At 72.0% G+C, this 23,428-nt stretch carries 13 protein-coding genes; 10 read left to right on the top strand and 3 right to left on the bottom strand.

The genetic code is table 11. The features are described 5' to 3' along the window. Nucleotides 1-61: 61 nt before the first annotated feature. Nucleotides 62-589 carry a hypothetical protein gene (locus OG522_RS15110; RefSeq protein ID WP_329463515.1) on the bottom strand — a complete coding sequence of 176 codons (528 nt, stop codon included), beginning with the start codon at nucleotides 587-589 and terminating at the stop codon, nucleotides 62-64. A 111-nt stretch (nucleotides 590-700) separates the two neighbouring features. Continuing rightward, a complete protein-coding gene (locus tag OG522_RS15105; protein ID WP_329463514.1) occupies nucleotides 701-1,945 on the bottom strand; it encodes a nucleotide sugar dehydrogenase in 1,245 nt (414 codons plus the stop codon). Between the two features lie 236 nt (nucleotides 1,946-2,181). Between OG522_RS15105 and OG522_RS15100 the strand changes: the two genes are divergently transcribed. The 9 genes from OG522_RS15100 (at nucleotide 2,182) to OG522_RS15060 (ending at nucleotide 20,649) form a co-directional block, all read left to right on the top strand. Continuing rightward, nucleotides 2,182-3,888, top strand: coding sequence for a glycerol-3-phosphate dehydrogenase/oxidase (locus OG522_RS15100; RefSeq protein WP_329463513.1), 1,707 nt, complete (start codon nucleotides 2,182-2,184; stop codon nucleotides 3,886-3,888). A 258-nt stretch (nucleotides 3,889-4,146) separates the two neighbouring features. After that, a complete protein-coding gene (locus tag OG522_RS15095; protein ID WP_443074704.1) occupies nucleotides 4,147-6,621 on the top strand; it encodes a protein kinase domain-containing protein in 2,475 nt (824 codons plus the stop codon). Between the two features lie 195 nt (nucleotides 6,622-6,816). Then, nucleotides 6,817-9,717 carry a protein kinase gene (locus OG522_RS15090; protein ID WP_329463512.1) on the top strand — a complete coding sequence of 967 codons (2,901 nt, stop codon included), beginning with the start codon at nucleotides 6,817-6,819 and terminating at the stop codon, nucleotides 9,715-9,717. Between the two features lie 202 nt (nucleotides 9,718-9,919). Next, nucleotides 9,920-11,671: a serine/threonine-protein kinase gene (locus tag OG522_RS15085; RefSeq protein ID WP_329463511.1), complete on the top strand. Its 1,752-nt coding sequence runs from the start codon at nucleotides 9,920-9,922 to the stop codon at nucleotides 11,669-11,671. A 388-nt stretch (nucleotides 11,672-12,059) separates the two neighbouring features. Further along, on the top strand, nucleotides 12,060-13,604 hold the full coding sequence (locus tag OG522_RS15080; protein WP_329463510.1) for a serine/threonine-protein kinase: 1,545 nt from the start codon (nucleotides 12,060-12,062) through the stop codon (nucleotides 13,602-13,604). A 96-nt stretch (nucleotides 13,605-13,700) separates the two neighbouring features. Beyond that, nucleotides 13,701-15,347 carry a serine/threonine-protein kinase gene (locus OG522_RS15075; protein ID WP_329463508.1) on the top strand — a complete coding sequence of 549 codons (1,647 nt, stop codon included), beginning with the start codon at nucleotides 13,701-13,703 and terminating at the stop codon, nucleotides 15,345-15,347. 217 nt (nucleotides 15,348-15,564) lie between these two features. Further along, nucleotides 15,565-17,193: a succinic semialdehyde dehydrogenase gene (locus OG522_RS15070; RefSeq protein WP_329463507.1), complete on the top strand. Its 1,629-nt coding sequence runs from the start codon at nucleotides 15,565-15,567 to the stop codon at nucleotides 17,191-17,193. A gap of 50 nt (nucleotides 17,194-17,243) precedes the next feature. Further along, nucleotides 17,244-19,046 carry a GMC family oxidoreductase gene (locus OG522_RS15065; protein ID WP_329463506.1) on the top strand — a complete coding sequence of 601 codons (1,803 nt, stop codon included), beginning with the start codon at nucleotides 17,244-17,246 and terminating at the stop codon, nucleotides 19,044-19,046. 406 nt (nucleotides 19,047-19,452) lie between these two features. Continuing rightward, nucleotides 19,453-20,649, top strand: coding sequence for a hypothetical protein (locus tag OG522_RS15060; RefSeq protein WP_329463505.1), 1,197 nt, complete (start codon nucleotides 19,453-19,455; stop codon nucleotides 20,647-20,649). Between the two features lie 530 nt (nucleotides 20,650-21,179). Here the strand turns inward: OG522_RS15060 and OG522_RS15055 are convergent. After that, nucleotides 21,180-21,488, bottom strand: coding sequence for a chorismate mutase (locus OG522_RS15055; protein WP_329463504.1), 309 nt, complete (start codon nucleotides 21,486-21,488; stop codon nucleotides 21,180-21,182). Nucleotides 21,489-21,810: 322 nt separating this feature from the next. Between OG522_RS15055 and guaA the strand changes: the two genes are divergently transcribed. Then, a complete protein-coding gene (gene guaA, locus OG522_RS15050) occupies nucleotides 21,811-23,400 on the top strand; it encodes a glutamine-hydrolyzing GMP synthase (RefSeq protein ID WP_329463503.1) in 1,590 nt (529 codons plus the stop codon). Nucleotides 23,401-23,428: the final 28 nt, after the last annotated feature.

Genomic DNA, 23,428 nt, shown 5'->3' with positions numbered 1-23,428 from the left:
CGAAGGGGCCCGGATCGGCTGGCGATCAGGGCCCCTTCGTTGTGCGGTGTCGTGCGGCTGCTCAGACGGAGGCCTTCTTGGCGCCCGAGAAGGCGGCCACCGCGGCGATCGCGAAGAACAGGAAGGTGAGCGGGTCGGCGTCGGCCTTCCAGGCCTCGTTCAGGAGGCTGAAGTGCTGGAAGAACAGCTCCGAGACGGTCACCGGGAGCTCCTTGGAGGCGATGATCGCCTCACCGAGGAGCTGGCCGAAGTAGACGGCGACCAGCGAGAGCACGGCGCCGATGACGGGCAGCGCGGGGTTGCGGCCGCCAGCCTTGCCCGCGGCGAAGCCGACCAGGAAGCCGACGCCGACGGCCGCGTAACCGATCTCGTGCTTGGTGGCGCCGATGATCGCACCGTAGATGCCCGCGGTGACCAGGGCGGCGACGATCGCGGCGATCAGGCCGAGCGCGAAGTTGTTCCGCACCGGAGCGGCCGGCGGGGCCATCGGAGCCATCGGGTAGCCGAAGCCTCCCTGCGGCTGCTGGGCCTGCTCGAACTGGCCCGGCTGCTGACCCGGCTGCTGTGGCGGCGGAAAGGACTGACTCATCTTCGCGTTCCCCCCTGGAAACATGGACAAGCGCACGATTGTGCGATTGAGCGGCCCCGAAGATTAGCAGCCTGTGACCGCGTGGTCATATGAAATTTGTAAGTCCCTGATTCAGAGCCGGTGGGCGGCTCCCGCCGGGGTCGCGCCGCGGGTGTCCAGGAGGAGCTGCGCCTTGACCGCGAGGCCCTGGAGGTCGTACGTGCGGTGGTGCTGGAGCAGCACGGTCAGATCGGCGTGGGCGGCGGCCTCGTACAGCGAGTCCGCGCGCGGAACCGGCTGGTCGCGCACGCGCCAGGTGGGCACGTGCGGATCGTGGTACGTGATCTGGGCGCCCAGATCCATCAGCCGTCCGGCGATCTCGTGGGCGGGCGAGCCCTCCTGGTCGGGTGAGTCCGGCTTGTAGGTGACGCCGAGCAGCAGGACGCGGGCGCCGCGGGCCGACTTGCCGTGCTCGTTGAGGAGCGCGGTGGAGCGCTGGATGACGTAGCTGGGCATGTGCGCGTTGATCTCGCGGGCGAGACCGACCATGCGCAGGCCCGCGTAGGGGAGCGGGGCGGGGTCGAGCGGGATGCCGTGACCGCCGACGCCCGGACCGGGCCTGAAGGCCTGGAAGCCGAACGGCTTGGTCTCCGCACAGCGGATGACGTCCCACAGGTCGACGCCCATGTCGTGGCAGAGCACCGCCATTTCGTTGACCAGGGCGATGTTGACGTGCCGGAAGTTGGTTTCCAGAAGCTTGGACATCTCGGCCTCGCGCAGCCCCCGGGCGCGCACCACCTTGTCGGTGAGCCGGCCGTAGAACGCGGCGGCCGATTCGGTGCAGGCGGGGGTGAGGCCGCCGATGACCTTGGGGATGGCCGCGTAGGGGTGGGTGCGGTTGCCGGGCTCGACGCGGCTGGGCGAACAGGCGAGGTGGAAGTCGCGCCCGGCCCGCAGGCCCGAGCCCTCTTCGAGGATCGGGCGGACGAACTCCCCGGTGGTTCCGGGGTGTCCGGCCGACTCCAGGATGACGGTGGTGTGCGGGCGCAGCCGCCCGGCGAGCGCGCGGGCCGCCTCGGCGACCGCACTGAGGTCGAGGGTGCGGTCGGCGGCGAGGCGGGCGGGCGCGCAGATGACGGCGGTACGGACCCGGCCGAGTTCCGCGGGGTCGGTGGCGGTCCGGAAGCCCCCCGAGAGCATCCGGCGCAGGTCGGCGGGGGTGAGCGAGCCGTCGACGGGGGTGCGTCCCGCGTTGAGTTCCGCGATGGTGCGCGGATCGGTGTCATGGCCGACGGTCTGGATGCCGGCGGCGACGGCGGCTTGGGCGAGGGGCAGGCCCAGGTGGCCGAGTCCGATGACGGCGAGGTCTGCGGGCATGTTGGCCGTCCTTTCCCTTAGCCGGAGGGGACATGGAGCGCAAGCCCTGTGGACAGAATGGGCGTGCGGAATGTCAGACTAAGAGGAAATATGACTGATTTACGGCATTGCGCGGGCGAGGCCGCCCGAGTGTTGTCCACAGGCGGTGGCCGATCTCGGTGGTCCCGGCCAGAATCGAGGGTGTGAGCCAGACCACCCGGTCTGCGGAACCACCCCGATCCAACGGGAGGCAAGCCGTGAGGACAGCGACACTGGGACCCGAGCAGCGCGCACATGCACTCGCCGCCTTGGCCGAGCGCGAGCTCGACGTGCTGGTCGTGGGCGCGGGGGTGGTCGGAGCGGGCACGGCACTCGACGCGGCGACCCGTGGACTGGTCACCGGCCTGGTCGAGGCGCGTGACTGGGCGTCGGGCACGTCGAGCCGTTCCAGCAAGCTGATCCACGGCGGGCTGCGCTATCTGGAAATGCTCGACTTCGCGCTCGTACGCGAAGCGCTCAAGGAGCGCGGCCTGCTCCTGGAACGGCTCGCTCCGCACCTGGTGAAGCCGGTGCCGTTCCTCTACCCGTTGCAGCACAAGGGGTGGGAGCGGCTGTACGCGGGATCGGGCGTGGCGCTCTACGACGCGATGTCCATGTCATCGGGGCACGGCAGGGGTCTGCCGATGCACCGTCACCTGAGTCGTCGCCACGCGCTGCGCGTCGCCCCCGGGTTGAAGAAGGACGCGCTGATCGGGGCTCTGCAGTACTACGACGCGCAGATGGACGACGCCCGCTATGTGACCACCCTGGTGCGCACCGCCGCCTCATACGGTGCGCACGTCGCCAACCGGGCCCGGGTGGTGGGCTTCCTGCGCGAGGGCGAACGCGTTGTCGGTGCCAGGGTGCAGGATGGAGAAGCGGGCGGGGAGTACGAGATCCGCGCCAAGCAGGTCGTCAACGCGACGGGGGTGTGGACCGACGACACCCAGGCGCTGATCGGAGAGAGGGGGCAGTTCCATGTACGGGCCTCCAAGGGCATCCACCTGGTGGTGCCCAAGGACCGGATCCACTCGAATACCGGGCTGATCCTGCGGACCGAGAAGTCCGTGCTCTTCGTCATCCCCTGGGGCCGGCACTGGATCGTCGGCACCACCGACACCGACTGGGATCTCGACAAGGCGCATCCGGCCGCATCGAGCGCCGACATCGACTACCTCCTCGAACACGTCAATTCGGTGCTGGCGGTGCCTCTGACCCGGGACGACGTCCAGGGCGTGTACGCGGGTCTGCGGCCGCTGCTCGCCGGGGAGTCGGACGCGACCAGCAAGCTCTCGCGCGAGCACACCGTCGCGCACCCGGTGCCGGGACTCGTGGTCGTGGCGGGCGGCAAGTACACGACGTACCGGGTGATGGCGAAGGACGCCGTCGACGAGGCGGTGCACGCCCTGGACCAGCGGGTGGCGGCCTGTGTCACCGAGGACATTCCGCTGCTCGGCGCCGAGGGATACAAGGCGCTGTGGAACGCCAGGGCGAGGATCGCGGCGAGCACCGGGCTCCATGTGGTGCGCGTGGAGCACCTGTTGAACCGGTACGGCTCGATGGCCGAGGACCTCCTGGAGCTGATCACCGCCGATCCCTCGCTCGGTGAGCCGCTCGCCGCGGCCGACGACTATCTGCGCGCCGAGATCGTCTACGCCGCCTCGCACGAGGGCGCCCGCCATCTCGACGACGTCCTGACCCGCCGGACCCGGATCTCGATCGAGACCTTCGACCGGGGGACGCGCTCGGCCCGGGAGTGCGCGGAGTTGATGGCACCGGTGCTCGGCTGGGACACCAAGCAGATCGAGAAGGAGGTGGAGCACTACGAGAAGCGGGTGGAGGCCGAGCGGGAATCGCAGCGCCAGCCGGACGACCTGACGGCGGACGCGGCCCGCCTCGGCGCCCCGGACATCGCACCGGTCTAGGGAACGGGGGCGGGAACGGGGGCGCGGCGGACCCGGGACCATCGCCGGTCCCAGCGTGAGGGACAATGGGGGCTCTGCCAGGGCGGGTTACGGGCCTCGCGCGGACGCCGCGTTCGACAGCGGCGCCGGCGCGGCCGGGCATCCGGCAGGACAAGCAGGTCGGAGCGGTGAGCCGGGCCCGCCTCCATGAGGGCGGGTCGCGGCAGGCCGCGGGCCGAAGCCGGCGCGGGCGAAGATCAGGAATCGCAGAGGGGACGCATGTCGGAGGCGGAGCAGTCGCGGGAACCTCAGCGGGACGAGCGACAGGAACCGGGGGCGTCGTCGGCGCCCGCCGAGCGTGCGGATACCGGTGCCGCCGAAGCCGGGCGGGGTGCCGCCGTGTCCAAGTCGGGTGCGGACACCAAGCGCGGTGAGGACGCGGCGCGGGGCGACGCCGGTGCGGGGAGCACGGCGGACCCCGGATCGGGTGACGCCAAGTCCGGTGCGAGTGCGCCGGGCACGAAGCGGGATGCCGCCGCCCCGGAAGACAAGCCAGGCCCTCGGGCGCCGCAGGCCAAGCCGGGCGCGGCTGTACCGGACGCCGGACAGAACGCACCCGCCCCGAAGACCAAGCCGAGCCCTCGGGCTGCGGGTGCGGGACGCGGTGGCGGTGCGGCTGACGGCGGGTCTGGTGCGGGTGGGTCTGACGGCAAGCCGGTTGCCGAGCCCGCTGCCGACTCGAAGCCGATATCCAAGCCCGCTGCCGACTCGAAGTCGACACCCAAGCCTGCTGCCGCGCCGAGCGGTGCTGTTGCCAAGCCCGCTGCCAAGGCTGACGAGTCCAAGGGGGCCGCTGCCAAGGCCGTCGACTCCCGCGGTGGGGAAGGGCGGTTGCTCGCTGGGCGGTACCGGCTGGGCGGGGTGCTCGGACGTGGCGGGATGGGGACCGTCTGGCGGGCGGTGGACGAGACGCTCGGTCGGACCGTCGCCGTGAAGGAACTGCGGTTCCCCTCCAGCATTGACGAGGACGAGAAGCGCCGACTCATCACGCGTACCCTGCGCGAGGCCAAGGCGATCGCCCGGATCCGCAACACCGCGGCGGTGACCGTCTACGACGTCGTGGACGAGGACGACCGGCCGTGGATCGTGATGGAGCTCGTCGAGGGCAAGTCGCTCGCCGAAGCGGTGCGCGAGGACGGCACGCTGACGCCGCGACGGGCCGCCGAGGTGGGGCTCGCGATCCTCGACGTGCTGCGTTCCGCGCACCGGGAAGGCATCCTGCACCGCGACGTCAAGCCGTCCAACGTGCTGATCGCCGAGGACGGCCGGGTCGTGCTGACCGACTTCGGCATCGCCCAGGTGGAGGGCGACCCTTCCATCACCTCCACCGGCATGCTCGTCGGCGCGCCGTCGTACATCTCGCCCGAGCGGGCCCGCGGCCACAAGCCCGGTCCCGCCGCCGACCTCTGGTCGCTGGGCGGGCTGCTGTACGCGAGCGTCGAAGGCGTACCGCCGTACGACAAGGGCTCGGCGATCGCGACGCTGACCGCGGTGATGACCGAACCGGTCGACCCGCCCAAGAACGCGGGGCCGCTCCTTGAGCAGGTCATCTACGGCCTGCTCGCCAAGGACCCGGCACAGCGGCTCGACAACACCGCCGCGCGCAAGCTGCTCACCGAGGTGCTGAACGCCCCGGACCGCCCGGCCCCCGCCCCCGAGCCGGAGTCGCCCGAAGCGACGCGGGTGGTTCCGCTGCCGCCGCTCCCCGGTGAGCCGAGGACCGACGCGACCGCCGACCGTCTGCGGGGCGCGCTCAAGTCCGTGCGCAACGCGGCCGCCGAGGCGAAGGCTTCGGCCAAGGAGAAGGCGCAGGGCGCCCGAGAGGCGCGGGACGTACGGACGAAGGCCGTGGCCGCGCGGTCGAAGTCGTCGGCCGTGCCGACCGGTCCGGTTCCGCCGCCGCGCGCCCCGCTCACCGATGTCGTGCCGCGCCGCACCCTCGTGATCATCGCCGTAGTGGCGGCCCTCGCCATACTCGGCACGGTGCTCGCCGTCGTGCTCGGCGGTGGCGACGATTCCGCGGGTAAGCCCAAGGGCGACAAGGCCACGGCCAGCGGGCCCGTGGCCGGAGGTTTCCCGGCGAGCAGCAAGGGCGGATCCGGCGGCCAGAAGTCGTCGGGCGGGAACTCGCCGTCCGGCAGCGGCTCCCCGGCGACGGCCGGACAGGGCGACGGCAAGAGCGACGACGGGAAGACCAGCGACAGCAGCGGCAGCGGCAATGGCGACGGCAATGGTGACGGCGGCAAGGGCGGTGCGACGGGCACCGTGGCCACCACCCCCTACCACCACAGCCAGGGCTTCACCATAGGACTGCCCGCGGGCTGGTCGTACAAGTCGACCGACGACGCGGGCGCGCGCTTCACCGGCCCCAACGGGCAGCGTCTCCTCATCGGTTGGACCGACACGCCGAAGTCGGACCCGGTCGCCGACTGGACGGACCAGGAGTCCTCCATGACGAGGGCCGGTTACAAACGGGTCAAGATAGCTGGGGTGGATTACCGGGGCTGGCCCACGGCCGACTGGGAATTCACCTACGACGACAGCGGAACGAGGTACCACTCGGTGGACCGGGGGTTCGTGGTCAGCTCCAAGCAGGGCTACGGAATCATGTTCTCGGCCAAGGACCAGGACTGGGCGAAGCCGGAGACGCAGCAGACGCTGGCCGCGCTCTTCGCCACCTTCAAGCCCGCATGAGCCGCCGCCCGCACGGGCAGGGGCTGGCCGCCCGGGAAACGGGTATCCCCCGGACGTGATGCGGCGGGGCCACGTATCGTGAGAACTCGCGGACCGTACGCAGCCGCAAGTGGCCGGTAATCGACCGGAATTGACGGAATGTGGCGAGGCTGCGGGGCTGAGGTCCGGGGGAACAGCGCGCTGTGGGGAGGCGTCGTGGACGACTACGCGGGCCGGGTGCTCGCCGGCCGCTACCGGCTGCCGCTGCCCTCCGACGACGCGTACGAACAGGCCGAAACGCGCGCCTTCGATACGTACAGCGGGCAGGAAGTCCTGGTGCGGCAGGTGCCGTTGCCGGAGGTCGTCGACGCCGAGGTGCTCGACGACGACTCCTACGGGACGCCCGACGCCCATATGAGCGGCGGCGCGAGCGGGTACGGCGGTGCGCCCGGCTACGGACGGACCACCCGGCAGCCCGCGGAGCCGGCGGTGCGGCGGGCCGTCGAGGCGGCGCAGGCGGCGGCGCAGATCCCCGACCATCCCCGGCTCGACCAGGTCTTCGACGTGTTCGCGGAGGACGGTTCGCTGTGGATCGTCAGTGAACTCGTCGCCGCGCGCCCGCTGTCGGCGCTGCTCGCCGAGCGGCCGATGAATCCGTTCCGTGCGGCGGAGGTCGCCGCCGACGTGCTGACCGCGCTGCGGGTGCTGCACGCGCACGGCTGGACGCATCGCAACATCACCGCCCGTACGGTGTTGATATGCGATGACGGGCGGGTCGTGCTGACCGGCCTCGCGGTGGGCGCGGCGCAGGAGGCGCTCTGCGGGTACGTCGGCGTGCCGCTCCCGCCGGAAGGAGACGGTTTCGGCGAGAGCCCGCCGCCAGCCACGGCGCCGGCTCCTCCGACCCCGCCGGCTCCCTCGGCGGATCACGGCCTCAACGAGCCGACGCCGTACGTCGATTCAGGGCGAGATCCGGAGCGGCAGCAGGTTCAGGGACCCCGCCCCGCGCCGCCCGGGGCCGGTGCGCGGGCCGGGGTGGTCGCCGCCTACCGGGCCGGGGCCGCGGCGCGCACGGGGGCGGAAGGTCAGCTTCCGGACCGGCGGGGTGCGGAGCCTGACGGTGCGAGCGCCGCCGCTCCCGAACCGGGCGGCCGGAGCGACCTGGGAAGCTCCCGTGACCAGGGCGTGTACGACCCCGTACGTGGCGTGCGGGTGCCGAGCGGAGCCGCCGCGAGTCCGTACGCCGAGGGCGACGGCCCGGACTCGGGTCGCACACGCCGCCAGTACGACCCGGTGACCGGCCGCTGGGTGCCCCGGCCGATACCCCGGCAGGCCGACACCGACGCCGCGCACGCGCCCACCGGTTCGGAAGCAGGGAGCCCCGAGCTGCCGTCCGCGGGGGCTGGGTCCGTGCCTGGGACTGCCGCGGTGCCGCCCGCGGGGGCTGGCCCCGCGCCGTGGCCCTTTGCGCCGCCTTCCGGTGCCGGGCGCACGCCCACCGGTTCAGGAGCAGGGAGCCCCGAGCTGCCGTCCGCGGGGGCTGGGCCGACCCCCCGGACTCCCGAGCTGCCGCCCGCCGGGGCCGAGCCTGCGCCCCGGCGCTCCGCGCTGCCGCCCGCCGGGGCTGGGCCTGCGCCTCGGACTCCCGCGTTGCCGCCCGGGTTCCGGGCCGATGCCTTCCGGGCCGACTCGCAGCGTCGGCCGCACCCCAGTACGCCGACGGCCAGCCCGGCCGAGGAGCGCCGGGGCGCACGGGGGTGGGCCAGGAGTCCGGAGCAGGGGCCCGCGCCGGAGCGCGGATCCCGGAGTCAGCCGCCGGGGCCCGGCTCGGGGCATGCCGCCGAACCGGCCGCCGCGCCCTATCGCGGACCCGACACCCGGCTGGCCGCCGAGCGGGCCCGGCACACCCGGATGGTCGTCGTCGGGGCCGTCACCGAGCGGTGGGCGCCCGAGCAGGCCGGACCGATACACGAGAACTGGCGGCTCGCGCCGCCGATCGGGCCGGCCACCGACCTCTGGGCGCTCGGCGCGCTGCTGTTCCGCGCGGTGCAGGGCCATGCCCCGTACCCGGAGGAGAGCGCGGCTGATCTCGTCCAGATGGTGTGCGGGGAGCCGCCCGCGTTCGCCGAGGAGTGCGGGCCGCTGCGGCCCGTCGTCGAGTCGCTGCTGCGCCAGGACCCCACCGAGCGACCGGAGTTCGAGGAGCTGCGGGGCTGGCTGCGCTCGCTGGTGCGCTCGGCGCCGGAGCCGGACGCGGGCACCCGCATCGCCCCGCCGGTCGTCCCCGACGCCAGGCGGCTTCCGGTGCTGCGCCGCAGGGGCGAACTCGTGCGGCGCAGACGCCGAACCGCCGCCGCGCCCGTCGAGCACGGGCGGCACCGGCAGAGCCGGCCCGCGCCGCGGCGCGCCAGACCCCGGTCGCTCGGCCGGCTGCTGCTGGTGCTGATACTGGTGCTGCTCGCGGCGGCGGTCGCGTACGCGGTGCTGTTCATGCCGAAGTCCGGCTCCGCGCAGAACACGGGCAGCGCCACCCCGCCGCACACCGGTGCGCAGTCGAGCCCCCCTCAGGAGTCCGGCGGCGCCTCCCGGGCACCCGCGCCCGGCGGCACGCCGCCCTCCCAGCAGACGCAGACCACCGGGCCCGGTGGGCCGAGCCCCACCCCCGCCACTGGTTACGCCGTGCGCAAGGACGCCGAGGGGTTCCAGGTCGGCGTCGACAGGACGTGGCAGCGGCAGCCGTTGAACGATGCCGGGCAAGTCCGTTATGTCGGCGGTGACTTCACGCTGATCGTCGTGCCGGGGCGGGACTCCGTGCAGGAAAACGGCTCGGATCCGCTGGTCTACCAGGCGAACAAGGAGCGCGAACTCCAGCCGTTCCGGGACTCCAGCTGGGCCACGTCGACGGGGCTGCGGCGGATCGACGTGGGGCAGCAGTCCATGGCCGAAGGGCAGTTCACCTGGCGCGACAGCAGCGGGCGGCAGGTGTACGTGCGCAATCTGGCCATGATCATAAATGGCCGATATCACGTGGTTCAGGTCATCGGCCCGGAGGAGCAGCGCGACAAGGTCACGGAAATATTCGGGCAGGCGACCGGTGCCTATCGAGCCATCCGCTGACGTACCGTCACTCTGCGCAGTCTCCGAAATCGCCCCGCCCGCACGGGAATCAACGCTTATGCGCAGCGGACACGAGAGGCGAAAGGCCCGATCATCGCGGGACCAACGGTCCGTATGGTCACGGTTGGGTGCCCCGAGCTTCCCTGGCCGGATTCCGCTCCGTAACCTGGCCCCGTAGGGAAGGTCTGGCCGGGCGGGGGACGTGGAAAACACTCACAGCACGAGCGGCTCCGGGACGGGGCTGTTGCTAGCCGGGCGCTATCGGCTCGGGGACGCGATAGGCCGCGGCGGCATGGGCAAGGTCTGGCGTGCCCACGATGAGCTGCTGCACCGCACCGTAGCCGTCAAGGAACTCACCGCGGCCCTGTACGTGTCCGAGGCCGACCGGGTGGTGCTGCACGCGCGCACCCAGAAGGAGGCCCGCGCCGCCGCCCGCATCACTCACCCCGGCGTCGTCACCGTCCACGACGTACTCGACCACGACAGCCGCCCGTGGATCGTCATGCAGTACGTCGACGGGCCGTCCCTCGCCGACGCGGTCAAGGCCGCCGAAGGCCACCGCATCGAGGCGCGCGAGGCCGCCCGGATCGGTCTCCACGTCCTGGGCGCACTGCGCGCCGCGCACTCGGCGGGCGTACTGCACCGCGACGTCAAGCCCGGCAACGTGCTGCTCGCCAGCGACGGGCGGGTGTTGCTCACCGACTTCGGGATCGCCGCCATCGAGGGCGACGTCACCATCACCAGGACCGGCGAACTCGTCGGCTCCATCGACTATCTGGCGCCCGAGCGGGTCCAGGGCGCCCACCCCGGCCCCGCCTCCGACCTGTGGTCGCTGGGCGCCACCTTGTACGCCGCGGTGCAGGGCGAGTCGCCCTTCCGCCGCGACTCGCCGATCTCCACCATGCAGGCCGTGGTCGCCGAGGAGCCCCCGGCGCCGGACCAAGCGGGCCCGCTGGCCCCCGTCATCGTCGCGCTGCTGCGCAAGAAGCCGGAGGAGCGGCCCTCGGTCGAGGAGGCCGAGCGGATGTTCCTCGACGCGATGGAGGGGCGTACCTCCAGGTCGGCGCAGGCCTATGTGCCGACCCGTCAGCTGTCCGAGTCGGAGATGCGCTCGGCGGCGGTGCCGCCGACCGGGCAGACCGGGCAGACCGGGCCCACCGAGCGCACCCAGCAGCCGCAGCAGCAACCACAGCAACCGCCGCAGTCGCAACCGCAGTCGCAGACCGGCCCCGAGCGGACCGCCCCGGCGCCAACCCCGGTGCCCGCTCCGGCGCCATCCCCGGTGCCTGCCGCGGCCCCGGCGCGTCGCGGACGCTGGCGGACCGTCGCTCTGGTGGTGGCGCTCGCCGCGGTGGTCGGTGTGGGCGCCGGCTACGCGTTCATGAAGTACCAGCAGGACGAGGGAGGTTCGGTCGGCGCTCCGCCCGCCGCCAGCGCGTCGCCCAGCACCCCCGAGGCCGGCAAGCCCAGCGGCAGCGACTCCTCGGTGCCGGACGGATGGCAGCGCGTCAAGGACCCGCTCGGCTTCAGCCTCCTCGTGCCCAAGGGCTGGAAGCGCCAGATGGACGGCTCCGAGACCGACTACACCCCGGACAATGGCAAGCACCGCATCCGGATCAGTGTGACCAAGGTGCCGGACTTCGAGAACCCGTACATGCACATGCTCAACATGGAGAAGTCCCTCAAGGACCGGCTGCCCCAGTACAAGCGGGTCACCCTGCACGGCAACAACTTCCGGGACCAGGTGAATGCGTCACTCTGGGAGTTCACGTACGTCGAGAAGGTGGACTTCCCCGGCAAGCGGCACGCGATCGACCAGATGTACTACGCGGACGGCGGGAAGCCCGAGTACGCGATCTACATGTCGGGGCCCGACGACGACTGGGCCACCACGCGCCAGCAGTTCGACACGGTCCTCCAGGGCTGGCAGCCGAAACCGGCGACGGGCGGCTGACCGGGGTCTTCCGGGCTCACGCGAACGCCGTCGGAGCCAGGCCGGTCTGCGGCATGATGGGCCCCGAACGCGTGCGGGGAGATCGAGGGGGAACCCGGTGCCCACACCAGACCATGATGCGAGAGCTCCCCGGGAGCGGTTCGAAGACCAGGATCCGAGTGATCCCGGGGAGCGGTTCGAAGGCCGGAGTCCGAGAGATGCCCGGGAGCAGCTCGAAGGCCGGAATCCGAGAGATGCCCGGGAGCAGCTCGAAGGCCGGAATCCAAGAGATCCCGCGGGACAGCCCGAAAGCCAGCACCCGAGAGAACCGCGGCCGCAGTCCCAAGACCAGGGTCCAAGAGATCCCCGGCAGCACTCCGACTCCCGTCTGATCGCGGGGCGTTACCGATTGCGCGACCGGCTCGGCCGGGGCGGGATGGGCACGGTCTGGCGCGCGGACGACGAACTCCTCGGCCGTCAGGTCGCCGTCAAGGAACTGCACCCCGAGGGTGGCGCGCCCGCCACCGCCGCGCTGCGCGAGGCCCGCGCGGTCGCCCAGATCAAGCACCCGCACGTGATCGTCGTCCACGACGTCGTGGAGGAGGCGCCCGACGGGGCGGCCCGGGGCGGGCGTTCGTACATCGTGATGGAACTGGTCGACGGCGGCTCCCTCGCCGACCGCCTCGGCTCGGCGGGGCCCGTCGGGGTGCGCGAGGCCGCGCGCATCGGGATCGCGCTCCTGGGCGCACTTGCGACCGCACACGCCCGGGGCGTGCTCCACCGCGACCTCAAACCCGCCAACGTGCTCATCGAGGAGGGCACCGGCCGGGTCGTGCTCACCGACTTCGGGATCGCGCAGGTGCCGGGTGCCTCCACGATCAGCGAGGAGGGCGCGTTCGTCGGTTCACCCGAGTACACCGCGCCGGAGCGCATGCAGGGCGCGGGCGCGGGGCCGGAGTCGGATCTGTGGTCGCTCGGCGCGCTGCTGTGCGCGGCGCTGAGCGGCGAATCCCCCTTCCACCGCGATTCGCTGGGCGGGGTGTTGCACGCCGTCGTCCTGGACGAGATCCGCCCGCCGCGGGCCGCGGGCCCGCTGCTGCCCGTCGTCCAGGGCCTCCTGGAGCGGGATCCGGCGCACCGCCTCGGCGCGGTGGAGGCGGAGTCCCTGCTGCGTACTTTCGCGGCGACGGGCAGCACCCCGATTCCCCGCTACGTGCCGACCGAGCGCGTCGCCCACCGGCCGCCTCCCGTCGAGGTGCCCGCGACGCCCGTCGCCTCGGCGGCTCCGGCCGGCCGTGCGTGGCAGGCCCGCAGCGTGCTGGTCGGGGCCGCCCTGGTGATCGTGCTGGCGGGGGCCGGTGCGGCCGTGGCGCTCTTCGCGCTCGGCGACGTGGAGACGGCGGGCGGTTCGGTGAGCCCGGCCGCGCCGAGCGCGAACGCGGCCCCGCCGTACGCGTCGTGGCGCCCGCCACCGCCGCCTCCTCCGCCACCGCGGCGGCCTCCGCCACCCGTGCCCGACGGATACCGTTTCGTACGCGATCCGGACGGCTTCGCTCTCGCTCTGCCCGACGGCTATGTCCGTACCACGGACACCCAGCGCGTGTTCTACACCTCAGCGGACGGCGCCCAGCGGATCGGCATCCGCACCCAGAACGCGGTGTCCGGCGGCCCGCTCGGCGTGATGCGCGACTCGGCCGCCAACGGGCCCGCCAGCAACCCCGGTTACCGCGATGGCAAGGTCACGGCGACCACCCACCGCGGACGGGACGCGGCCCTGTGGGAGTTCACCTGGAACGGCTTCACCAAAGCCGAGGGCGCCCGGCACACCTATGACGTGTGCTGGGACGAGTTCGGGCGGATGTACGACGTCTGGGTCTCGGCACCGCTCGCCCGGCTCGACGAGGCGAAGCGGAACTTCGACACCGCGCTGGACTCCTTCGTTCCGGCGCCCTGACGCTCTTCCCGCCGGTGCGAGGCGCTTCTGTCACGGGTGTGCGTCTGCACATCTGTCAATGTGGCACCGTGCGCCGCGGTTCGTCAGGATGTGGACATGACGAACGATGGGGGACGGGCGAACGAGCCCACCAGCTACAGCCTGCGGCCCCCGGAGCCGCCTGCTCCGGTGCCGCCACAGAAGCCGTACGAGCCGACACGGCAGCACCAGGAGCACCAGCAGCAAACACCGGCCGACGGCACAGGGCGGCTGGTCGGCGGACGCTACCGGCTGGTGGGGCGGCTCGGGCACGGCGGCATGGGCACGGTCTGGCGGGCGCGCGACGAGGTCGTGGACCGTGATGTGGCGGTCAAGGAGCCGCGCGTCCCGGATCACCTCGGGGACCGCGAGCGCGCCAACGTCCACCTGCGCATGCAGCGCGAGGCCCGCGCCGCCGCCCGCATCGACCACCCGTCCGTGGTCACCGTGCACGATGTCGTCCTGGAGGACGGCAGGCCGTGGATCGTGATGGAACTCGTCCGCGGCCAGTCGCTCGCCGACCGGCTCCAGGAGGGCACCCTCGATGTCCGCGAGGCGGCCAGGATCGGCCTCGCGGTGCTCGGCGCGCTCTGTGCCGCCCACGAGGCGGGCGTACTGCACCGGGACGTCAAGCCGGACAACGTGCTGCTCGGGCGAGGCGACCGGGTCGTGCTCACCGACTTCGGGATCGCCCAGGTCGAGGGCGAGCAGGGCCTGACCGAGACCGGAGGGTTCGTCGGTTCGCCCGAATTCATCGCCCCGGAACGGGTGTTGGGACAGCGGCCCGGCCCCGAGTCCGATCTGTGGTCGCTCGGCGTCGTCCTGTACGCGGCGGTCGAGGGCGTGTCGCCGTACCGCCGCAGCAACACCCCCGCGACCCTCCAGGCGGTGCTCTCCGCCGAACCGCAGCTGCCCGCCCGGGGCTCCGGCCCGTTCGGCACCCTGGTCATGCAGCTGCTGCGCAAGGACCCGGCGGCCAGACCGGGGGCCGCCGAGATACGGGCGGTCCTGGAAACCGCGGCCGCCCCCGGGCCGGCCGCGCTCCCCGCGACCCGGCTGCTCACGGACGGCCCGGCGCCGGCCGGCGGGAGCCGCTGGGTGCCGCCGGTGCTCGTCGGCAACCGGGCGGCCCAGTACGGGTTCGGCGGCGGGCTGCTCGCCGTCGCGGTCGTGCTTGCGCTGGTCCTGACCGATCCGTTCGGCGGTGGCGGGCTTCCCGCCGGCTGGCAGGTGCGGCCGGAGAACGAGGTGCTGCACGCGGACATGGCCGTGCCCGAGGAATACGCGCGCACCCAGGGCACCGAGGGCGACAACGTCACATACGCGGACCCGAGCGCGGTGTTCAGGATCTACGCCGACCGGCTCGACCCGGCCGCCGACAAGACCGCCAAGAACGACAAGTCGCTGCCCGCGGACCCCGCTGCGTGGAAGGCGTACTACGAGAGCGGCGGCCAGAACGGCACCGAGTTCAAGAACGGCAGGGTGACCACCAGGACGGTGCAGCACCAGGGCAGGAAGGCGTACGACCTCGTCACCGACTACACGCCCTTGTCCTCCAGCGACGTCAATCCGACGCGATACCGCTACCACGAGCTGCTCGTACCCGGGAAGGGCAGCGGCTACTGGCGGCTGCGGGTCTCGATGCCCGCGGCGGGCAAGGCGGAGAAGGACGGCGAGGCGCTGTTCAGCCAGGTCGTGGACGGTCTGAAGATCCACGACCTGTGAGGCCGACAGGTCCGCGGGGCGGCATCGACCACGGCCCGCGGACCGGCGCCTTGATTGATCCCAGCCCGTTCCACTTGCGGGAGATCATCGTGTCCGGGCAGCCGTAAGGCGCTGATCAGCGGATACGTAGCCAGCAATCGCTGGCGCGGTTACCGGGGGTCCGAAAACCTATTACCGACGGGTACCGAAAGTGCCCGCCCAGGCATACCCTCGCCCCATGACGGACTCGCAGGCCTCGCCCACGACCACCCGCAAGCCCACCGGCGCCAATCCGGTAGCCCCGGCCCCCGCAGGCGCGCGCACCGCCGCCGACGTGGTCAGCGGTCAGCTGGTCGCCCAGCTCACCCGAGGTGTGGTCGGCTCCGGACGGACCGCCAACCACACCCCGTTCACCGGCGAGAAGCTGGCCGACCTGCCCGAGTCCACGCCCGAGGACGTGGCCGAGGCCTTCGCCCGCGCCCGCAAGGCGCAGCCCGCGTGGGCCGCGACGCCGGTCCGGACCCGCGCCGCCGTGCTGCTGCGCTTCCACGATCTCGTACTCGCCCGCCAGGCCGAGGTGCTCGACCTGATCCAGCTGGAGACCGGCAAGGCGCGACTGCACGCGCACGAAGAGGTGCAGGCCGTCGCCGTCGCCGCCCGTCACTACGGGCGCAAGGCTCCCGCCTATCTGAAGCCCAGGCGGCACACGGGAGTCGTGCCCACGCTGACCAAGGTCACCGAGCTGCGCCAGCCGCGCGGCGTGGTCGGGCAGATAGCGCCGTGGAACTACCCCTTCGAGCTGTCGATCGGCGACGCGCTGCCCGCGTTCGTCTCCGGCAACGCCGTGGTGATGAAGCCCGACACCGAAACCGCGCTGACCGCCCTGTGGGCCCGCGACCTCCTGATCGAGGCGGGCCTTCCCGCCGAGGTCTTCCAGGTCGTCCTCGGGGACGGGCCGGTCGTCGGCCCGGAGGTCGTGCGGCACGCCGACTACGTGTCCTTCACCGGCTCGACCCGCACCGGCCGCGAGGTCGCGCAGGGCGCGGCGGCCCGACTCGTGGGCGTATCCCTGGAGTTGGGCGGCAAGAACGCCATGCTCGTGCTGCACGACGCCGACGTGGAGAAGGCGTCCGCGGGCGCGGTCCGCGCCTGCTTCTCCTCCGCCGGGCAGCTCTGCATCTCGATCGAGCGACTGTACGTTCACGAATCGATCGCCGACGCCTTCGTTGAGCGGTTCGCCGCCCGGACGAAGGCGATGCGGCTCGGCCGCTCACTCGCGTACGGAGCGGACATGGGCTCGCTCGTCGGCGAGCGCCAGCTGGAGACCGTCACCCGGCACGTGGAGGAGGCCGTCGCCAAGGGCGCCAAGCTCATCGCGGGCGGCACGGCACGGCCCGACATCGGCCCGCTCTTCTACGAGCCCACCATCCTGGAGGGCGTCGAGGCGCCAATGGCGGTGTGCGCCGAGGAGACCTTCGGCCCGGTCGTCGCCGTCTACCGCTTCACGGACGAGGACGCGGTCGTCGAGCAGGCCAACGCCACCGCGTACGGCCTCAACTCCTCGGTGTGGACGAAGGATTCGCGCCGCGGCCACGAGGTGGCGGCGAAGCTGCGCACCGGCACGGTCAACATCAACGAGGGGTACGCCCCCGCGTACGGCAGCGTCCAGTCGCCGATGGGCGGCATGAAGGACTCCGGGCTCGGCCGCCGGCACGGCTCCGAGGGCATCCTCAAGTACACCGAGGCCCAGACCGTCGCCCAGCAGCGCCTGATCCCGCTGGCCCCCTCCTTCGGCATGGACGACGAGAAGTACGCGGCCTTCATGACCCGCAGCCTCAAGGCGATGAAGGCCCTGCGCCTGCGCTGACCCTCCCGGCGACCCGCCTTCCCGCAGCCCCTTTTCACGCAAGGAGAGCCATGTCCCAGGTACCCCCTGCCCAGAATCCGGACGAGGACGGCACGTACGACTACGACGTCATCGTGGTCGGCTCGGGCTTCGGCGGTTCGGTGAGCGCGCTCCGGCTCACCGAGAAGGGCTACCGGGTCGGCGTCCTGGAGGCGGGCCGCCGCTTCACCCCCGCCACCCTGCCCAGGAACTCCTGGGACATGAAGAACTACCTGTGGGCGCCCAGGCTCGGCATGTACGGCATCCAGCGCATCCACGTGCTGGGCAACGTGATGGTGCTCGCGGGCGCCGGGGTCGGCGGCGGCTCCCTCAACTACGCCAACACCCTCTACGTGCCACCGAAGCAGTTCTTCGAGGACCCGCAGTGGAAGGACATCACCGACTGGCAGGAGGAGCTGAAGCCGTACTACGACCAGGCGCGGCGCATGCTCGGGGTGCGGCTCAACCCGACGATGACGCCCTCCGACGTCCATCTGAAGGCCGCCGCGCAGCGCATGGGGGTCGGCGACAGCTTCCACATGGCGCCGGTCGGCGTCTTCTTCGGTGACGGCAACGATGGTGACGGTACGTCAAAAGCCAAGCCGGGAACGTCGGTTGACGACCCCTACTTCGGCGGCGCGGGTCCGTCCCGCAAGGCATGCACCGAGTGCGGCGAGTGCATGACGGGCTGCCGGCACGGCGCGAAGAACACCCTGAACGAGAACTACCTCTACCTCGCCGAGAAGGCGGGCGCGACGGTCCACCCGATGACGACTGCCGTCTCGGTGACCGAGGACTCGCGGGGCGGCTTCGCGATCGCGACCCTGCCGACCGACCGCAAGAGCTCCGCGGGCCGCCTCTTCACGGCACGCCGGGTCGTCGTCGCCGCCGGCACCTACGGCACCCAGACCCTGCTGCACCGGATGAAGTCGAGCGGTCAACTCCCTTACATCTCCAAGCGGTTGGGGGAGCTGACCCGTACCAACTCCGAGGCGCTGGTCGGCGCGCAGACCACCGACCGCCGCTACCGCAAGCGGCACGGCGCACCCAGGGTCGACTTCACCCGGGGGGTCGCCATCACCTCCTCGATCCATCCGGACGAGAACACCCACATCGAGCCGTGCCGCTACGGCAAGGGCTCGAACGCGATGGGCAGCATGTCGATCCTCCAGGTGCCGTACGGAGCCAACCGGGTCCGCAACTGGCTGGGCAGCGCGGCCAGGCACCCCCTGCTCCTGGCGCGTTCGATCAGCAACCACCGCTGGTCCGAGCGGACGATCATCGGCCTGGTCATGCAGTCGCTCGACAATTCGCTCACGACCCATCTGAAGGCGGACGGCGTCGGCAAGGGCCTGCTGACCGCCGAGCAGGGCCACGGCGCGCCCAACCCCAAGCAGATCAGGGCGGCTTCACAGGGCGCGGCGGCGATCGCGGCGGAGATCAACGGCTTCGCAGGCTCCAACGTCGGCGAGCTCATGGGCACCCCGCTCACCGCGCACTTCCTGGGCGGCTGTGCGATCGGCGACCGTGCCGAGGCCGGAGTGATCGACCCGTACCAGCGGCTGTACGGGCATCCCGGCATCTCGGTGGTCGACGGTGCGGCGGTCTCCGCGAACCTCGGCGTGAACCCGTCCCTGACGATCACCGCGCAGGCCGAGCGCGCGATGTCGTTCTGGCCCAACAAGGGCGAGGAGGACCCGCGTCCCGCGCAGGGTGCGGCCTATGTGCGGCTCGCTCCGGTCGAGCCGAGGTCCCCCGCCGTGCCCGCCGAGGCTTTCGGCGCGCTGAAGCTGCCGTTCCTGGGAATGCCCGCGGTCCCGCCGAAGCAGAGCTGAGCGCGGGTGGCGCTCCGCCCGGTGGAATGAGTTTCGCCCCGGCTGACGGGGGTTCCCTACTCGAACGAACGGGGAGAGCTTGCGGGAGGCTCCTCGCGCAGTTCCCCGCGCCGCCCCTTATGGCGCGCCACTCAACGACAAGAGGCGCTGCACCCCCCTCCGAGTGCAGCGCCTCTCGCGTGAAAACGGAGACCTGGTGGAGCCCCGCCCGGCGTGACAGAACGCGGGCGAGGCTGTTGGTTCCACATGCATGACCCGTGACCGCTGTGAAGGGTTGTCCTGCCTTCACGGAGTCCTTATGTGATCCACGCCACCTCTTCGCCGCCGCAACCATCGTCCCGCCCGGCCTGTCGAACCCCTGCCGCGGACCAGCCGTGCCGCACAGAACATGCCAAGAGGGGCCACAGTGAGCGAAAAGCCGCCGATCTCGGGGGAGCCGTCGGGCGACGCCTCGCTGCCGGACGAGATCTGGGAGCAATTCGTACGCGACACCGAGCAGGACATCCGGGCCTCCGCGCCCAAGGAGCCCTCGGCGCGGGCCCGCATGGTGGCCGAGCGGCTGCGCAGGCAGGAGGAGGCCTCCGAGCGCGCCGACCGCGAGGACGGGCGCAAGCTCACATGGCGCGGCACCGAGCCGGCGGGCTGGCGGACCGGCCCCGCCTGGCAGGAGATGAACGGTCGGGCCGACCGCCGGCGCCGCATGGGGGGCGTGCTGGGCATCCTGGGCTGCGTCGCGCTGCTGCTCGTCGCGCTGAACCCGTCCCGCGCGCTGTCCCTTGTGACCGGCGGCGGCTCCTCCGGCGGCACTCCGGCGGCCCAGCTGCCGCCGGAGACCGCCGCTCCCACCGCCGCCCCGGCCTCGTTCGACCCGGACCGGCCCACCCTCACGGAACCCTTCCGCGGCTCGCCCGCGCTCCAGTACGCGGACGGCGCGGCCGGGATCGAGGTGCCCGAGGCCACCGCCGTGGGCGGGCTGTCCAAGGAGGAGGTGGCCACGGCCCTGAACAACACCCGCGCCCTCCTGGTCGACGCCGACCTCGCCCCCGCGACCCTGCGCGGCGCCCGCCCCGAGACGGCCCTCGGGCTCATCGACCCCGAGGAGAAGGACGAGGTGGACTTCCTCAACACCTCTTTGGCCAAGCCGGACAAGGAACACGACCCGCTGTCGATGTTCACGCGGTTCAACCCCAAGGAGGTCGTGCCCGTCGGGGACGTGGTCAAGACCCGGGGCCGGATGACGTTCGCCAAGGCCGACGGGGGAGGAGTCGCCGTGCACGCCGACTACACCTTCGTCTACCCGCTGAAGCAGACCGCGCCCGGCTCGGAGACGGTGGCCCGCACGATCGTGCGCCGCGTCCTGGACGTCGAGGCGGCCGACCCGGCCGTGAAGGAGGGCACCGCCGGAAAGCTCTGGATCGTCCGCTCCGACGAGAACATCGCCAACTCGGCGTGCGGAGTCAACGACGGCTATCTGCACGCCGACTTCCACGACGCCACCACCGCCTCGGGCCCCGCCCCGAGCGGCTCGCCCGTCGACCCGTACGACCGCAGGGAGCTGAGCGCCGACCGCTCGAAGGGCTGCCACCCCGTCAGCCGTACGTAGTCCACAGCCCTACCCGGCGGCAGGCGAAGGGCCCCGTAGCCGTCCCGTACGCAGATGTGTACAGGAGGCCGACGGGGCCCTGGGCCGTCGGCACCGGCGTCAGGGCAGCGTCGGTGCCGCGGGGGCGGCGCCGGGGGGTGCGCCGCTGGACTTGGGTGCGCGAGGTGGCCGACCCGGCGCGTGCGGGGCGCGCGAGTGGTGTCGACCATGGTCAACGGGCTGGTGCGATACGGGACTTGTCATTGCATCGTGCTGGACGGCGCTCGCCTGCTGCAACCGTTCGGACCGGATGCGGCCGGTCCCGGGCGTCCCCGGAACCGACCGCATCTATGGGGTGACCGGGCTGCTGTCCCCTGCCGACCGGTCACGCACACTGGAACGAGGTCCCACGACGCACTTGCGGTGCGTCACACGCCCCAGCGGAGCCACGCGTGGTTTTTTCGGGCCCGCCCCTGGCTGGCACGGACATCCCACCAACGAAGCCGGGCCGGGGGCGGTCACGGCACCGTACGGGTGAGGAACGCCCGAACTCAGATCCGGCCGCGGCACAGCTCCAGCATCGTCATCGCGAGCGCGGTGCCGGGCTTTCCCAGGGCGTCGCGGAAGTGGGCCAGGACCTCCATCTCGCGGTTCAGATTGACCCGGCGGCCGCCCGAGGCGATCCGGGACTCCTGGATGACGGCCGAGACCGCCATGCGTTCCTGGATGAGGCCGATGATGCGGTCGTCCAGTGCGTCGATGCGCTCGCGGGCGCCGGTGATCACGGCGGCGGCCTCGTCGGTGCGGGCGCCGGTCTTCTCGGTGACGGTCTTGTGGGTGAGGGTCGTGGGGACGGACATGGGGGGCTCCTTCTGTGGACGGTGCGCCCCGGAGCGGCAAGGACCGGAAATGCCAGAGCGCCCCGGGCCTTGTCGGCCCGGGGCGCTCTGGGAAGTTCGTGTGTCAGTCGCTCAAGCAGCAGAACCAACGAACCCATGGCGTCCGGCGGGCCGGGTGCCATAGGTAAAGACGAAGGTGAGGTGCTCGCGCATGGGCACAGTATGGACCGACGCCCCGAGCACGGGCCAATCCCGGTTCGGATGGTGAGACGAACCCGTCGCCGCCCGCCCCGGTAGAATCGACAAATACCGACCCCCTCCCACCGCCGGAAGGCCGCCACCCGTGCCAGCAGCACCCTCCGCAGCCGCGCCCGACAACAACCCGGACGTCGTCCTGGTTGTCGACTTCGGCGCGCAGTACGCCCAGCTCATCGCCCGCCGCGTCCGCGAGGCCCGGGTCTACAGCGAGATCGTCCCGAGCTCCATGCCTGTGGCCGAGATGCTGGCCAAGGACCCGAAGGCGATCATCCTCTCCGGCGGCCCCTCCTCCGTGTACGCCGAGGGCGCCCCGCGCCTGGACCGCGCGATCTTCGAGGCCGGGGTCCCGGTCTTCGGCATGTGCTACGGCTTCCAGCTGATGGCGACGACGCTGGGCGGCACGGTCGACGACAACGGCGCCCGCGAATACGGCCGCACCCCGCTGACCGTCTCCAAGCTCGGCTCCACGCTGTTCGAGGGCACCCCGGCCGAGCAGTCGGTGTGGATGTCGCACGGCGACGCCTGCTCCGCCGCCCCCGAGGGCTTCACGGTGACCGCCTCCACCGACGTCGTACCGGTGGCCGCGTTCGAGAACGACGAGAAGAAGCTGTACGGCGTTCAGTACCACCCCGAGGTGCTGCACTCCACGCACGGCCAGCAGATCCTGGAGCACTTCCTCTACCGCGGCGCGGGCATCGAGCCGACCTGGACGACGCACAACGTGGTCGAGGAGCAGGTCGCCCTCATCCGCGAGCAGGTCGGCACCAAGCGCGCCATCTGCGGCCTGTCCGGCGGCGTGGACTCAGCGGTCGCCGCGGCCCTCGTCCAGAAGGCCATCGGTTCCCAGCTGACCTGCGTTTACGTCGACCACGGCCTGATGCGCAAGGGCGAGACCGAGCAGGTCGAGAAGGACTTCGTGGCCGCCACCGGCGTCCAGCTGAAGGTCGTCGACGCGCAGGAGCGGTTCCTCACCGCGCTCGCCGGCGTCTCGGACCCGGAGACCAAGCGGAAGATCATCGGCCGCGAGTTCATCCGCGTCTTCGAGCAGGCGCAGCTGGAGATCCTCCAGGAGGACGGCCCCGAGGTCGCCTTCCTCGTCCAGGGCACGCTGTACCCGGACGTCGTGGAGTCCGGCGGCGGCACCGGCACCGCGAACATCAAGTCGCACCACAACGTGGGCGGCCTGCCCGACGACATCGAGTTCGAGCTCGTCGAGCCGCTGCGCAAGCTGTTCAAGGACGAGGTCCGCATGGTCGGACAGGAGCTCGGCCTGCCGGACGAGATCGTCCAGCGCCAGCCGTTCCCCGGCCCCGGCCTCGGCATCCGCATCGTCGGCGAGGTCACCAAGGAGCGCCTGGACCTGCTGCGCGAGGCCGACGCGATCGCCCGTGAGGAGCTGACCGCGGCCGGGCTCGACGGCGAGATCTGGCAGTGCCCGGTCGTGCTGCTCGCCGACGTGCGCTCGGTGGGCGTCCAGGGCGACGGCCGCACCTACGGCCACCCGATCGTGCTGCGCCCGGTCTCCTCCGAGGACGCCATGACGGCGGACTGGACGCGGATGCCGTACGACGTGCTCGCGAAGATCTCGACCCGCATCACCAACGAGGTCGCCGACGTCAACCGCGTCGTCCTCGACGTGACGAGCAAGCCGCCGGGCACCATCGAGTGGGAGTAACCCGGTCCCTCGGCCGGGCCTAGTCCCC

Origin of the sequence: Streptomyces sp. NBC_01431 (assembly GCF_036231355.1) — a bacterium.
In the GTDB taxonomy this organism is placed as follows: domain Bacteria; phylum Actinomycetota; class Actinomycetes; order Streptomycetales; family Streptomycetaceae; genus Streptomyces.
This window is presented reverse-complemented; position numbering and strand designations above follow the sequence as displayed.